This window comes from Corallococcus aberystwythensis, from assembly GCF_003612165.1.
Taxonomy (GTDB): Bacteria; Myxococcota; Myxococcia; order Myxococcales; family Myxococcaceae; genus Corallococcus; species Corallococcus aberystwythensis.
In genome coordinates this window covers 17,789-31,277 of record NZ_RAWK01000001.1, presented here as the reverse complement: position 1 = coordinate 31,277, position 13,489 = coordinate 17,789, and the positions used below count along the sequence as shown (strand labels likewise).

Below are 13,489 nucleotides of genomic sequence, written 5' to 3'. Positions count from 1 at the left end.
GATGACAGTGGAAGGGGGACGAGGGGGCTACGCACGGCGCTGGGATTCCGTCATCGTGGAGACATGGCTTCAACCCTCGCGCAGTCCCGCCGACGCAGCTCCCCGCCCCGTGCGAGCTTCACCTTGTGGAAGGTGACCACCTCCCGCTTCGTGCTGGCACTGGCGGTGAGCGCCCTTCTGCCGGCCGTCCTCATCGCGCTGGCGGCGGGCGCATATTCTTCCTGGCCTGGTTTCAGCCCCGCCGTCTTCGGGCTCGTCATGTTCTCCGTCACGTGCGCCACCTTCCCGATCGCGCTGGTGATGCTGATTCTCCGGACGGAGGCGCCCAACTCCACCTACCTCAAGGAGCCCTTGCAACACGTCGAGCTCACCGGGGACGGGGTGAAGGTGCTCGACGCCACCGGGGCGCTGCTCGGAGACTCCTCCAGGGGCACGCTGCGGGTGGCGAGGACCAACATGTGGCACGGCAAGACGCTGGCCGGCGCGGTCGTCCTCGAATACGCGGCCGGTGCGACCTGCCTCATGGGGCATGTGCTCATTGGAGCGTGGCCCGGGCTGAAGGCCATTCAGGGCGCGAGGTACGAACACCGGATCGACGACTCGCTCATGGACGAGCTGCTGCGTCGCGCGGAGTAGGGATCCGGGGGGCGACGTCTGGCACATGGGCTGGCGAGCCCCCATCGTTGAAGAGGGAGAATTTCATCCCATTCACGCGTCCCATGGCCCGCCTGCACGACAGCCCAGCACATCCGCCCCTGCGGAGCCCGCCGCCAGGGCACGGCAGTCTTCTGGATGCCGTGCTCACCAGCATGGGGGAGGGGCTCATGGTGGCGGACGACCACCAGTGCCTGGTGTTCATGAACCCGAAGGCGCAGCTCACCCTGGGCATGGGGCCTACCGACGAGCCGGTCAGCCGGTGGCCGCTGCACTATGGGCTCTACCTGCCGGACCAGGTCACGCTCTATCCGTCCGAGCGCCTGCCCATGAGCCGGGCCCTCCGGGGGGAGACGGTCAGCCGGGAGGAGGTCTTCCTGCGCAACGCCGAGAGGCCTGCGGGGGCCTGGCTGCACGTCAGCTCCAGTCCGGTCCGCGACGAGGCCGGCCGGATCCGCGGCGGCGTCTCCGTCGTCAGCGACGTCACCGACCGCAAGCGGGCCGAGGATGTGACGCGCGAGGCCAGTGAGAAGTACCGCTCGCTCTACAACAACACCCCCGTGATGATGCACTCCATCGACCCGCAGGGGCGGCTCATCAGCGTCAGCGATCGCTGGTTGAGCATCCTGGGCTATGAGCGCGCGGAGGTGCTCGGACGCGACTCGGTGGAGTTCCTGACGCCGGAGTCCCGGCGGTACGCGCGCGAGGTCGTCCTCCCGGAGTATTTCAAGACGGGGGCCTGCTGGAACGTGCCGTACCAGGTCGTGAAGAAGGACGGGCAGCCCATCGACGTCCTCCTGTCCGCCATCGCGGAGCAGGACTCCTCCGGCAGGGTGCTCCGCTCGCTCGCGGTGCTCATCGACGTGACCGAGCGGAAGCGGGCGGAAGAGGCGCTGCAGGAGAGCGAACAGCGGCTGCGCGCCATCCTGGACAACGCGCCGACCGTGTTCTTCCTGCTGGATCCGCAGGGGCGCTTCCTGTTCGTGAACCGCGAGTGGGAGCGGCTCTACCACCGCACCCGGCAACAGGTGGCGGGGAGGACCGTCTTCGACGTCTTCCCCCGGGAGATCGCGGAGACGCTGCACGAGGTGAACGGAGGCATCCTCGAGACGGGTGTCTCCGTGGAGCGGGAGGAGCGGCTCCTCCACGACGACGGCATCCACATCCACCTCACGCAGAAGTTCCCGCTCCGCGACTCCACCGGGGCGGTGTACGCGCTCTGCGGAATCGCCACCGACATCACCGAGCGCAAGCAGATGGAGACCTCCCAGCGCTTCCTGGCCGAGGCGAGCCGCGAGCTGGTGGCGTCGCTCGACCATGAGACCACGCTCCAGCGCGTCGCCGAACTGGTGGTGCCCGTGCTCGCGGACCTGTGTGTCGTCTTCGTGCGGACGGACAGCGCGGCCTTGCGGCCCGTGGCGGTGGCGGACCGCTCCCCGGCCCGTGCCGCGCAGGTGCGGGAGTTCCTCCAACGCCATCCGCCGGACCCCCACGGCCCGGCCCGGGTCCTGTCCACCGGGATGTCCGAGATGTTCGAGGCGTCCATGGGCCTGTTGGATCCCGTCGCGCTGGCGCAGGAGCCATGGCGGGAGGCGCGGACGCTCCAGGGCCGGCCCTCGCTCGGCGTGCCCCTCCAGGCGCGAGGCCGCACCCTGGGGGCGCTGTTCCTCGTCTCTCCCTCGCCCGGGCGCACGTATACGCCGACGGAGGTGGCGTTGGTGGAGGAGCTGGGCCGCAGGGCCGCCTTCGCCATCGACAACGCCCAGCTCTATTGCTCGGCGCAGGAGTCCATCCGCGCGCGGGACGAGTTCCTGTCCATCGCCTCCCATGAGCTGAAGACCCCACTGACCTCCATGCGCCTGCGCGTGCAGCAAATGGAGTCCACGCTCACGGCCGCGCGACCGCTGCCCATGGAGAAGGTGTCGAAGATGCTGGAGGTCTTCGAGGTGCAGCTCCAACGGCTGTCACATCTGGCGGAGCACCTGCTGGACGTCTCACGCATCAACGAGAAGCGGCTCACCCTGCGCCCGGAGGAGCTGGACCTGGCGGAGCTGGCGCGGGACGTGACGGCGCACCTCGCGGAGCAGTTCCAGAAGTCGGGCTGTGGTTTCGAGCTGGTGGCCCTGGAGCCGGTTCAGGGGAGGTGGGACCGGCTGCGGATGGAGCAGGTGATGCTCCACCTGCTGACCAACGCGATGAAGTATGGCGCGGGGCGGCCCATCCAGATGGAGGTGGCGAACCACGCGGGAAGAGCGCGGCTCATCGTCGAGGACCACGGCATGGGCATTCCCCCGGAGGCCCAGGGCCGCATCTTCGAGCGCTTCGAGCGCGCCGCCTCCCGCAACTACGGAGGGCTGGGGTTGGGGCTCTTCATCACGCGCCAGCTTATCGAAGCGCACGGTGGAAACATCCGCGTCGAAAGCGAGCCGGGGCACGGCGCGAAGTTCATCGTGGAGCTGCCTCCCGGGACCTAGCTCGCGTCCTGACGGACCACCGCGGGCAGGGGCTCCACGTTCAGCGGGCGGCCCAGGCAGTCCTCGTCGGCTTCAGGCGCGGAGGTGCTCTTCGGCCGGTACTCCCAGTGCCACGGCTCGGACGCCACGGTGCGGCGGAAGCCGAAGCGGCACGCGTTGCCCGCGAGCCAGTCATACGTGGGGGACGCTTCCTCGCTGCCCACCACCAGGTCCACCGCCAGCCCGCGGTTGTGATTGGAGCGGCCCGGCCGCGCGGCCTGGGGCCCCAGGCCCTTGCGGTAGAGGCGCCAGAGGTAGCGCTGCTTTTGATACGACCGCCACCCGCTGGTGACGAGCAGCGGCTGCCCCGCCGTGCGCGCCTCCGTCGCCATGCGCTCGAAGGCGGCGGCCGCGTCGCGCTGGAGCCGGTGCCCGCTGTGGATCCGCACCAGACGCGGTGCCTTCGCCTTGGCCTTGCGGACCTTCGCCTCCTTCGCGAACCCGACAGGTGCCAGCAGACAGACCAGGAGCACGAGGCCCCAGCGGAGCAGGGGAGAGGACATTCTTCGGAGGTCCAAGCAATGGGCGAAGACCGAAGGCTGCCCCCTTTATTCCGCCATGAAAAGCAGGCAGCCCGCCGAGCCCTGTCCCCTCGTGCCCGGTCGCCCGGACGCTCCGTGAGCCCTAGAAGAGCTTGAGCTGTGCGTCGGGCGCGGGCGCGTCCCGGGGCGGCAGCACGCTGAAGCCGTGGGCGCGGACCCAGGCCTCGCTCGGGCCCTTCCAGTGGTGCGCGTCCATGCGCACGTGGCCCGCTTCGTCGAAGGCGACGCCCTCGGCCTCCAGCAGCTCGCGCTGGCGGATGCCGGAGGTGCTGATGCCTCCCGTGCGGTTGATGATGCGCTGCCACGGCACGGTCGAGCGCGAACCCAGCGCCGCCATCGCGTAGCCCACGGCGCGCGCATCACAGGCCCCGCCGACGATGGTGGCGATGTCCCCGTAGGTGGCCACCTGGCCGGAGGGCACCTGTTCGCAGACGCGATAGATGCGCTCATACGGGTCCTGCGTGTCGGTGGGGGATGCCATCGGGCCTCCGGGCGGGGGATTGCCCGAATCCTACTCATGGCATCACCCGATGCACGCAGAACCTGCTAGGCCGCCACGGACGGCCGGTCCTGAGACGGAGCGCCGGCCTGATTGAGCACTGCCCATTCCTTGCGCAGGCGCTCGTACAGGGTATTCAGCGGCTGGCCCGGCGCTTCGTACCGGCCGGCGTGGTGCTCCACGATGTGGCGCAGGAGCACGTAGCAGATGGTGGCCGCGCCCGCGCCCTCCACTTCGGTGAACCGGGCCGCGTCCGTGAACCAGAGCGTGGTGGGCATCTGGCAGGCCTGCGTGCCCAGGGACACCAGGTGCGCACCGGGCTTGAGCCACGGGTGCTTCGCGAACAGGTTGGGCCGGTCCACCGTGAGCGCGGCGATGAGGTTGGAGATGCGCCGGTCCTTGAACCGCGAGTCCCCATACACCTGCCCGAAGACGAGCCCGCGCACCCGCTTCATGAACACCTTGGACGTCAGCGCCAGCATCGACGTCGCGCGGAGCACCAGCATCTGCGTGAACTCCAGCACGGTGAGCTTCCTGAACGACGGCCAGACGTCCAGGTCCATCTGCCGCTTGAGCAGCGCCATGACGTCCTCCAGACGGGCCCGGCCCCAGACCAGTGCCGTCGCCACCGACGCGGTCAGCACGCCGGGGATGAGATAGAGGAAATAGTCCCGCGGCGCCCAGTCACCCGCGCGAGCGGTCTCGAACCCTCGCCACGCGAGGATGGCGGCGGAGAGCAGGGAGAGGGCGAAGAGGCCGTAGGCCATCCAGGACACCCCGTTCAGCGTCACCCAGCCTCGCTTCGTCGGGTTCTCCGGGACGTTGTACATCTCCGGGCTCTGGACGCTGACGTCGGAGATGACCAGCGTGGGCGGCGGCTCCGCGCGGTTGAACGCGAGCAACAGGCTGTCGATGCCCTGGTTGTCGTAGATGCCGCCATCCATCAGGGGCAGGCCGCTCTGGAAGCCCGGACCCAGGGCCGCCAGCGCGGTGTCGAGCGGATAGTCCCGCGGCCAGTGGAACTGCTGCGGAAACACCAGCGGTTCGAAGCCACCCGGGAAGCACGACGACGCGGCGGCGATGTCCGCCAGCCGGACGTGGCTGGCCACCGGGCGCGGCATCCGGTAGCCGTTGTTGCCCAGGAGGGTGTTCGGTTTGTTGCTGCGCCGGAAGCGGAAGTCCAGGCCGCTGTGGAACTCGGTGGTGTTGAAGATGGCCTCCTGGAGCTGGAGCCCGCCGGCGTTCAGCACCTCTCCGAAGCGCCGGTCGCCCAGGAAGTCCGGCCGGGCGTAGACGTCCGCCGCGGACCGGATGAGGCTGGCCCACGCATGGCTGCCGTGGTCGCGGTTGGAGGTCAGCCCGGTCAGCGCCTCCGCAATCACATTCGTCCGCAGCAGGTACGCGGAGAACGTCTCGTGAAACTCCTTGAACGGCTTGCCGTCCAGCTGGCTCACCACCCAGGCCAGGCCCGTGAGCGTTCCGCCGGAGACCGTGGACAGGCCCACGACATCAGACAGAAGTCCAACGGTGTCGAGGAACCGCAGCGTCCCCAGGTGGAACGCCGCCGCGCGATAACCGCCGCCGGACAGCGACAGCGCGAGCGGCCCGAGCGGACCGTGTTTCTCTGTGACAGGGGTCGTGGAGTCTTGGCTCATAGGGAGGGCCGCGAGCTTAGGCCAGATTGAGCCACGGCCACGCCTCTCCTGGCTCCCGCGCCGTTCCCCCGCTGGGTCGCCTGGATACCCTGGTGTTGTACGGGAGTGTCCCCTCACGCACCGGAGCTTCCCCTCGCGCCGTCGCGAACGTCGGCCGGTGGTCGCGAGCAGACGTTGTTTCATGGGCACAGGGGATGCACTTCGCGCCGGTACATCCTGGGGGTGGGTATGTCATTGAAGTGCGTGGGGAGCGCGGCGGGTTTGAGCCTGCTGCTGTTGACGGGAACGGGTTGTGGGCCGGAGGGGGCGGGCGCTCCAGATGAACAGGAGCTGGCGGACGAGGAGGTGGCCCCGATGCCCGAGGGGCAGCAGGCCTCCGCGTTGACGCCGGGCCTGACGAACTACGCCATCGCGAGCGCTGACGCCCGGACGGACGCGGATGCGCCCTCCACGAACTACGGTGACACCACGCGGCTGCGCGCGGACAGAGCGCCCCTGTCCGAGTCCTTCCTCCGCTTCGAGTTCGTGGGGTTGGGCGCGCCCGTGAACAACGCGAAGCTGCGGCTGTACGCGACCAGCGGCTCCTCGGGCACGCTGTCCGCGTGGCCCGTCTCCAATGACTGGACCGAATCCACCCTCACCTGGGACAACCGTCCCCTGTACGCAGGAGCGGGGCCCGTGCTCAACACCCCGCTGCCGGTGGAGGATGAATCGTGGGTGGAGCTGGACGCCACGGGGGTGGTGCAGGGCGACGGCGTCTACAGCTTCTCCGTGGGAATGGGCTCGCAGGACGGCGCGAGCTTCGTGTCGCGCAACAGCAGCCTGGAGCAGCTCCGGCCCGTACTCTTCGTCAACACGGAGCCCGCCAACTGCACCCCCGGCACCCTCGTGGAGAGCTACGAGGTGAACCTCCCGGACCGGGTCTTCCACGTGTCCGAGTCCTCGCCCGGCTCGCGCCTGTCCCGCAGTACGTCGCTCTGGGTGGACGCGGACGTGGGACGTGAGACCTTCCTCAGCTTCATCGTCGACCCGCGGGGCCGTCACATCAAGCGCGCGATCCTGAGCCTGCGCTCGCGAGACGACGGCACCCGCGAAGGTCCCAGCCTGTACAACGTGGTGCCGGGGACCTGGACGCCGGAGAGCCGCACCTGGAACACGCGTCCCCAACTGGAGCCTTCTCCCCTCACGGGGATGGGCGCCGTTCCGCCCTTCACGACGGTGAAGATGGACGTGACGGGGCTGGTGCGGAGCGGCACCGGGACGCTGGGCTCCAACGGCACAGGGTTCCGGGTGGAGCTCGGGCTGCGCAGCGATTCGTCGGACGGCGTGGAGTTCTACTCGCCCTACGTCGCGTCGGACGCGGTGTGGCCCAAGCTGACGCTCTACTTCGACCGGCCTTGCCCTCCGTGACGAAGCTCCGGGGTCTCCGAGGCCTCCAGGTGCTCCCGCAGGAGCGCGTTGATGCGGTCCGCGAAGCGCAGCGTGACGCCGTGTGAGGCATGGGGAAGCTCCACGAAGCGCGCGCCAGGGATTCCCACCGCCAGGGCCTGCCCGGCGGTGGGGGGCGCGATGGGGTCATGCGTGGCGCTCACGACGAGGGTCGGCAGGCCCGCCAGCCCCCGGAGGAACGGTGTCGCGTCCGCCTTCCCCATGGCCCGGAACTGACGCATCGCCACGGGCGGCTGGTCCGCGAGGTCATGGTCGAACAGCTCCGCGAGCTCCGCCGCCAGCGCGTCCTTGTCGGCGTGGGCCAGCTCCTCCGGCGCCAGCACCATCCGGAGGAAGGCGTGGCGCCGCATGCGCCGCGTTCCGACCTGCGTTCGCAGGCCCATGAGCAGCATGTCTGGCGTCATCCGGGTGGGCACCGCGCCCGTCGCGAAGGTGCACAAGAGCGCGAGGCTGCGCACCCGCTCGCGCGCCCGGTGCGCGAGGTACAGCGCCACCAGCCCGCCCAGCGAGTGCCCCATGACGTGCGCGCTCTTCCAGCCCTGCGCGTCCATCAGCGTGAGCACGTCCTCGGCCATCAACTCCACCGTGAGCGCGTCGCCGGGAGGCTGGCTGGCACCGAAGCCCCGGTTGTCCAGGCACAGGCAGCGGAAGTGGGAGGCCAGCCCCTCCACCTGGGGCCGCCATCCCGTGGCGCCAATGCCCGCCCCCTGGATCATCACCACCGGAGGACCGTCGCCCTCCACGAACCAGCTCAGCGTGCAGCCCCGGTGGGAGGTGCCCTGTCGGCGGTAGGCGAGACTCATGGAGGCTCCTGACGCAAAGAGACACAAGATTAGCCTGTCCCCGGGGTGGATGGTGTTTCGCGTGGGAGTTGGAGCAGGCTCCCGTCCCATGCCAATTCATTTGTCGCATCGTCGCAAGGTCGTCCCCACGGCGCTCTTCTGCGCGGGACTCGCGCTGGGCTGGCCCCTGTTCGCGGGCGCGAAGCTCCAGGGGGGTGTGTGTGATCCGCTGAATGACGAAGCCGAGGGCATCCGGCTGCGGCTCGTGTCGGCCACCGCGGATGGCGTTTCCATCATCCCCGCGCAGGGCCCGGGCCCCATTGGCGCCGTCTACAGCGTGTGGGCCGTGCGGCCGGCGGAGGGCGCGCCCAACGAGTTCGCGAAGGGCACGCTCTTCGAGGCCGAGCCGACGGAAGGCACGGGCGAACTCTACCGGGACCTCACCCTGGAGAGGCTGCCATGAGGAAGGCCGGCATCGTACTCGCGGGCATGCTGACGAGTGCCCTGGCCTCCTCGCTGCTGACGGCCTGTTGTCCGGACCGTCCCCCACGCGTGACCTTCCTGCTCCCGTCTGGCGCCTACAGGGCGACCACGCCCACGGCGGACACGGACTACCGCCTCGTCATCTCCGAGGACGGCGCCACCGTGGTGGAGACCTTCGAGCGTGGGGGCAAGGCCTACCGGCAGGAGTATCGGGTGCTGGAGCGGCTGGAGACCGACATCTGAGAGGCCGCGCCTGTCAGGGCACGGTGTCGAGGCCGACGACGTTCAGCGAGGCTGGGCGGGCTTCGCGGCCGGAAGGGAAGGGGGGACAGGCGACAGCGCGCGCATTGGTGCGTCGCTGCCCACGGTGATGAAGGGGGCCCAGTAGTGGGGATGGGGCCACGTCCGCCGGAAGGAGAGCATCGCCTCGCGCAGCGCCGTGGCCCGTCCCTGCCCCGCGAGCAGGTTGCGGTAGTAGGCCTCCATGAGGGAGTGGGTCGCCCCGTCGTTCACCTTCCAGAGACTCATCACCACCGTCTCCGCTCCCGCCACGACGAAGGCGCGGCGCAGGCCGTACACGCCCTGGCCTGGCTTCACGTCGCCTCGTCCGGTGTCGCACGCGGACAGCACCACGAGCTGCGTGCCCCACAGGTCCAGGCCCGCCAGCTCCAGGGCCGTCACCATCGCGCTGGCCGCCGGGGCCCTGACCGCGTCAGGGGCCTTGGAGGACGCTCCCGTCAGGATCAGCCCTGAGCGCAGCAACGGATCCGGAACGGGGCGTGTGAGGGCTCCCTCTCCCATCACACCGAAGTGGACCACGGCCCTGGAATCGCGGGGCACGGCGGCGTCGTCGAGGAAGAAGCCGTGGGTGGCCAGGTGCAAGACACCGGGCGTGGACAGGTGGAGCAGCCGCTCCTTGGTGGCCTCGGGGCCGACGAAGAGCTGTGCCTGGGGGAGGAGGCGTTGGATGTCCTCGGCCTCCGCGCGACTGCCCGGGAGCGGTGCCCAGGGGATGGCGGCGATGTCCTCCGCGCGCGCGGTGGAGAAGAAGCGCTCGAGGGGCGCGGAACGCTCCACGGGCGAAGGCGGCCGGGGCGCGGCTCCAGAGGCCGCCTGAAAGTCCGGGTCGGCGAAGACGACGACGGACGACACGGCGGAGGTGTCCTGGGGACGCCGCAGCAGGTCCTTGCCGGAGGTGAGGTAGGTGAAGTCCCAGGTGTCGACCAGGAACTCGCGCCCGTCGTGGAGCGCGGCGAAGGGGACGAGGCTCAGATGTCCGTCAGGCGAAACGAAGAGCCGGCGGGTGTTGCCCAGCAGCGGCAGCAGGGGGCGGAACGCGAGGTCGTGGAGCGCCCGGGCGGAGGCCTGTGCCTGGGCATCGCGGCGTGCCAGTGCATCGCGCAGGCGCATGGCGGCGCGGTCGATGGGCGCCGCCGGGCCCAGGTCCAGGGCCCGCGTGGATCCGTCGGGGAGGAGCACCAACGCCAGGTAGTGCAGGCGGCCCGGTCTCTTCACGCGGCGCTTGCCGGGAGTGGGGATGACGGGACTGTCCTCGTAGGCGATGAACTCGACGAGGGCTCCATCTGGCGGGAGGGAGGCGGCGACCCGGTCGACGATTTCGGAGGCGGGTGGGGGCGCGGTGAGCGCGCGCAGGGGCGCGGAGCGTTTGGCGAGGTCGGCCTCCAGGGCATCACCCTGGTCGGCGAGCGACTTGAGGCGCTGCTGGTAGTCCGCTGGAGTGAGCTCGCCGGGGCCCTCGAGCGAAAGGGCGGCCCGTTGGGTGCGCAGGCCTCGCAGCCGCTCGAAGGTGTCGCGGTCCCTGGCGCCCAGGCTTCGGGAGAGGCTGCGGGAGATCTCCGCGGTCTCCTCGACGGAGCGGCCCTTGCGCAGGAGCACGGCGCCGAGCGCCAGACGCCGCACGCTGGCGTCCTGGGGCCAGGCGCGCAGCACGGCGTAGAGCCCCTGCTCATCCGCGCGCAGGAGTTGGAGGAAATGAGCCAGGCGTGACTCGGAGAAGTCGAGCGCCTCCTGGCGCAGCCGCTGTTCGGAGATGTCGAAGGCGCGCGTGAGGAGCGGCAGGGCCGCGGCGAGGCGATGCCGGGCCAGGTGGAGCAGGGCGAGGCCCTGGAGCGATTGAGCGATGTTGGGATGGGTGTCGCCGAGCGTGGCTTCCTGGATGGCGAGCGCACGCGTCCACAGGGTTTCGGCCCGGTCATACCTTCCTCGGGCCAGGTGGATCCTGGCGAGGCTGGAGAGCGAGGAGGCCACGAAGGGATGGGCGTCGCCGAGCGTGGCTTCCTGGATGGCGAGCGCGCGTTTCAAGAGCGGCTCGGCCCGGTCCTCATTCCCTCCCTGGTCCAGATAGACATTGGCCATGTTGTGGAGTGATGAGGCGACGTCGGGATGGCTCTTGCCGAGCGCCACCTCCCGGAGGGTGAGCGCGCGCTGATGGAAGGTCACGGCCCGGCCGTACAGCCCCTGTTCCCTGGCGAGGAGCGCGAGGTTGTCGAGCGAGGTGGCGACGAGAGGATGTTGGTCGCCGAGCGCTGTTTGCAGGATGGCGAGCGAGCGCAGGAAGAGGGGTTGGGCCCGCTCGTACAACCCCTGCTCCATGTAGAGCAGGGCCAGGTTGTTGAGCGAGAGGCCGACTTCGGGATGGCCCTTGCCGAAGGCTTCCTCCCGAATGGCGAGCGCACGCAGGTGGAGGGGCTCGGCCCGGGGATACAACCCCTGCTCCGAGTAGGCATTGGCGAGGTCGTCGAGCGAGGCGGCCACGTGAGGGTGTTTGCCGCCGAGGGCCGCCTCGAAGATGGCGAGCGCGCGCAGGAAGAGGGGCTCGGCCCGGCTGTACAACCCCTGACCCACGTAGAGGTTGGCGAGGCCGTGGAGCGATGCGGCGACATCGGGGTGGCGGTCGCCGAAGGCCTCTTCCCGAATGGCGAGCGAGCGCAGGAAGAGGGGTTCGGCCCGTTCGTACAGCCCCTGGTCCTTGTAGAGCAGGGCAAGGTTGTTGAGCGATGTGGCGACATGGGGATGGTTCTTGCCGAAGGCCTCTTCCCGGATGGCGATCGCGCGCAGGTAGAGGGGCTCGGCCCGCTCGTACAGCCCCTGGTCCTTGTAGATATTCGCGAGGTTGCCCAGCGTTCTGGCGACGAGGGGATGTGTGGCGCCAAGGCCCGTCTCCCGGAGGGAGAGTGCGCGCAGGAAGAGGGGCTCGGCCTGAGCGAACAGTCCCTGGTCCTTGTAGAGGATGCCCAGGAGGGTGAGCGTCAGGGCCACGTCCGGGTGGTCCTTGCCGAGCGTGGCTTCCCTCAGGGCCAGCGCGCGTAGAAGCAGGGGCTCCGCGTGGGCGGCGTCGCCTTGCCGTTGAGAGAGTTCCCCCACGAGGTCCAGAGCGCCGGCGATGTCTGGATGCGTGCCTCCAAGCGCGGACTCCTTCAGCGCGAGCGCCTGCGCAGCCGGTCCATACGCCTCGGTGTAGAGGCCTGCTTCCATGAGCCTCGTCGCCTCGTCAAAGGCTGTCTGCGCCTCCCGAAGCTTCGCATCCCGCGGCTCCTTCGCTGTCGCCGCTCCCGCCGAACAGCAGACCACGACAACCACCATCCACCCGAGCATGCGCCTCATGTTTCCCCGTTGAACGCAGACATGGCCAGTGAACCCTGGCTCTCCGGCGGTGTCACGCGGAGGTCGCCAGGCTGGTGGGCCATGGGACAGCTGGAGAATTCCGTGCATGACTTTGCAAGTCCCTGTCTCTCCCAATCACGGTCCATCAATTCCGTCCCTGGGCGTGCCGGAGAAAACGCGATGAAGAAGTCCCTGGTGGTCTGTCTGCTCCTTCAGCTTCCCTCCCTGGCGCAGGCGGGAGTTCCGGCCTCCGCAAGGCCCGCGGGCCAGGTTTCGGAGGCCGAGCGCTACGCGCGCCGCTGCCAGGGCTCGTCCGGCAGCCGCATCGCCAGGCCGCAGGGAACGATGCTGTGGGGCACCAAGCGGGACTGGAACACGGAGAAGGTGGCCGACGAGCGCAGCAGCGTGCTCGTTTCGGCCGACCTCGCGCCCCTGCGCCGGGCGGAGGGCGGGGTGAAGGCCTTGCGGCTCGAGGGCGGGCACCTGGTCGCTTCTCCCTTCTCGGAGGCAGGGGCGGCTCCCCGGGACGTCGTCGGCACCGTGCTCCAGGGGACGAACAGCGGCGGCAAGCCCGTGGAGGTGGCCCTCTGCGACGCCGAACCGTCCGCCGAGGATCCGGGAACGGTCTTCTACCGCATCGAGGCGTGGAACGCGGTGGCCCAGGAGTGGGAGAACCCCTGCGTCGCCGTGGGCCGCGAGTCCAACCCCCGGGCCCTCGCGGTGAGCGGCGTCTGGGATGCCAGCGGGGCCCACCACGACGCCCCGGGCAAGCTCACCTTCGCCTGTGAGAACGGCGCCATCACCAAGTGCATCCAGTGGGGCTACAAACCCTGGGACCGCCGGGACGGGAAGCCGCTGGCCGAACTCCACCAGGCCTGCACCCGCATGGCGCGCGCGGACTACTGTGGCAATGGCCGGAGCCACACGCACCAGGGCACCACCATCGATGTCTATGATCGGTTCGGCATGGTCGAGCGGGGGGAGTGGGATCCGGCGAAGGCCTCATTCGAGGCGGCGTGGGCACCCGACGGAGCCACCTGCCTGGCCCGCACCCGTGACGGCCGCGAGCTGGCGACCCTCCTCCAGGAGTGCCCCAACCGCTTCCAGCCAGACGCGGCGGTCGTTCCCGGCGAAGGGGAAGGGGAGCGCTGCACGGTGCGACGCATGAACGTGCGCCCCGAGGCCGCGCTGCTGCGGAACCTGACGTTCGCGGCCCCGAAGGGCGCTGCCTCCGCGGCCAAGGGCCCGTAGCACGCCCCCGGTCACGGGCCCCGGCGCGAGCCTCGTA

General features: G+C 69.8%; 11 protein-coding genes. 6 read left to right on the top strand and 5 right to left on the bottom strand.

Annotated elements, in window-relative coordinates:
* The first annotated feature begins 63 nt into the window (after positions 1-63).
* Positions 64-636, top strand: coding sequence for a hypothetical protein (locus D7W81_RS00125; RefSeq protein ID WP_147445295.1), 573 nt, complete (start codon positions 64-66; stop codon positions 634-636).
* 161 nt (positions 637-797) lie between these two features.
* The gene (locus D7W81_RS00120; RefSeq protein WP_244226884.1) at positions 798-3,128 is read left to right on the top strand and encodes a sensor histidine kinase; all 2,331 of its coding nucleotides are present in this window, start codon (positions 798-800) and stop codon (positions 3,126-3,128) included.
* Here the strand turns inward: D7W81_RS00120 and D7W81_RS00115 are convergent.
* The 3 genes from D7W81_RS00115 to D7W81_RS00105 form a co-directional block, all read right to left on the bottom strand.
* Positions 3,125-3,670: a M15 family metallopeptidase gene (locus tag D7W81_RS00115; protein WP_120553263.1), complete on the bottom strand. Its 546-nt coding sequence runs from the start codon at positions 3,668-3,670 to the stop codon at positions 3,125-3,127. The genes D7W81_RS00120 and D7W81_RS00115 overlap by 4 nt on opposite strands.
* A gap of 121 nt (positions 3,671-3,791) precedes the next feature.
* On the bottom strand, positions 3,792-4,190 hold the full coding sequence (locus tag D7W81_RS00110) for an MGMT family protein (RefSeq protein ID WP_120553262.1): 399 nt from the start codon (positions 4,188-4,190) through the stop codon (positions 3,792-3,794).
* 65 nt (positions 4,191-4,255) lie between these two features.
* Positions 4,256-5,863, bottom strand: a complete 1,608-nt coding sequence (locus D7W81_RS00105) for a patatin-like phospholipase family protein (protein ID WP_244226883.1) — start codon at positions 5,861-5,863, stop codon at positions 4,256-4,258.
* Between the two features lie 228 nt (positions 5,864-6,091).
* Between D7W81_RS00105 and D7W81_RS00100 the strand changes: the two genes are divergently transcribed.
* A complete protein-coding gene (locus D7W81_RS00100) occupies positions 6,092-7,273 on the top strand; it encodes a DNRLRE domain-containing protein (protein ID WP_120553261.1) in 1,182 nt (393 codons plus the stop codon).
* Here D7W81_RS00100 and D7W81_RS00095 read toward each other — a convergent pair.
* Entirely contained in the window at positions 7,246-8,115 is an 870-nt protein-coding gene (locus D7W81_RS00095) for an alpha/beta fold hydrolase (protein ID WP_120553260.1), read from the bottom strand. The genes D7W81_RS00100 and D7W81_RS00095 overlap by 28 nt on opposite strands.
* Positions 8,116-8,203: 88 nt before the next feature.
* Between D7W81_RS00095 and D7W81_RS00090 the strand changes: the two genes are divergently transcribed.
* Entirely contained in the window at positions 8,204-8,557 is a 354-nt protein-coding gene (locus D7W81_RS00090) for a hypothetical protein (protein WP_147445294.1), read from the top strand.
* On the top strand, positions 8,554-8,820 hold the full coding sequence (locus D7W81_RS00085) for a hypothetical protein (protein WP_120553258.1): 267 nt from the start codon (positions 8,554-8,556) through the stop codon (positions 8,818-8,820). Before D7W81_RS00090 ends, D7W81_RS00085 begins: the two co-directional genes overlap by 4 nt.
* 42 nt (positions 8,821-8,862) lie before the next feature.
* Here D7W81_RS00085 and D7W81_RS00080 read toward each other — a convergent pair whose 3' ends face one another.
* Positions 8,863-12,072, bottom strand: a complete 3,210-nt coding sequence (locus tag D7W81_RS00080; protein WP_120553257.1) for a CHAT domain-containing tetratricopeptide repeat protein — start codon at positions 12,070-12,072, stop codon at positions 8,863-8,865.
* 309 nt (positions 12,073-12,381) lie between these two features.
* Between D7W81_RS00080 and D7W81_RS00075 the strand changes: the two genes are divergently transcribed.
* Entirely contained in the window at positions 12,382-13,452 is a 1,071-nt protein-coding gene (locus tag D7W81_RS00075) for an ADYC domain-containing protein (protein ID WP_120553256.1), read from the top strand.
* Positions 13,453-13,489: the final 37 nt, after the last annotated feature.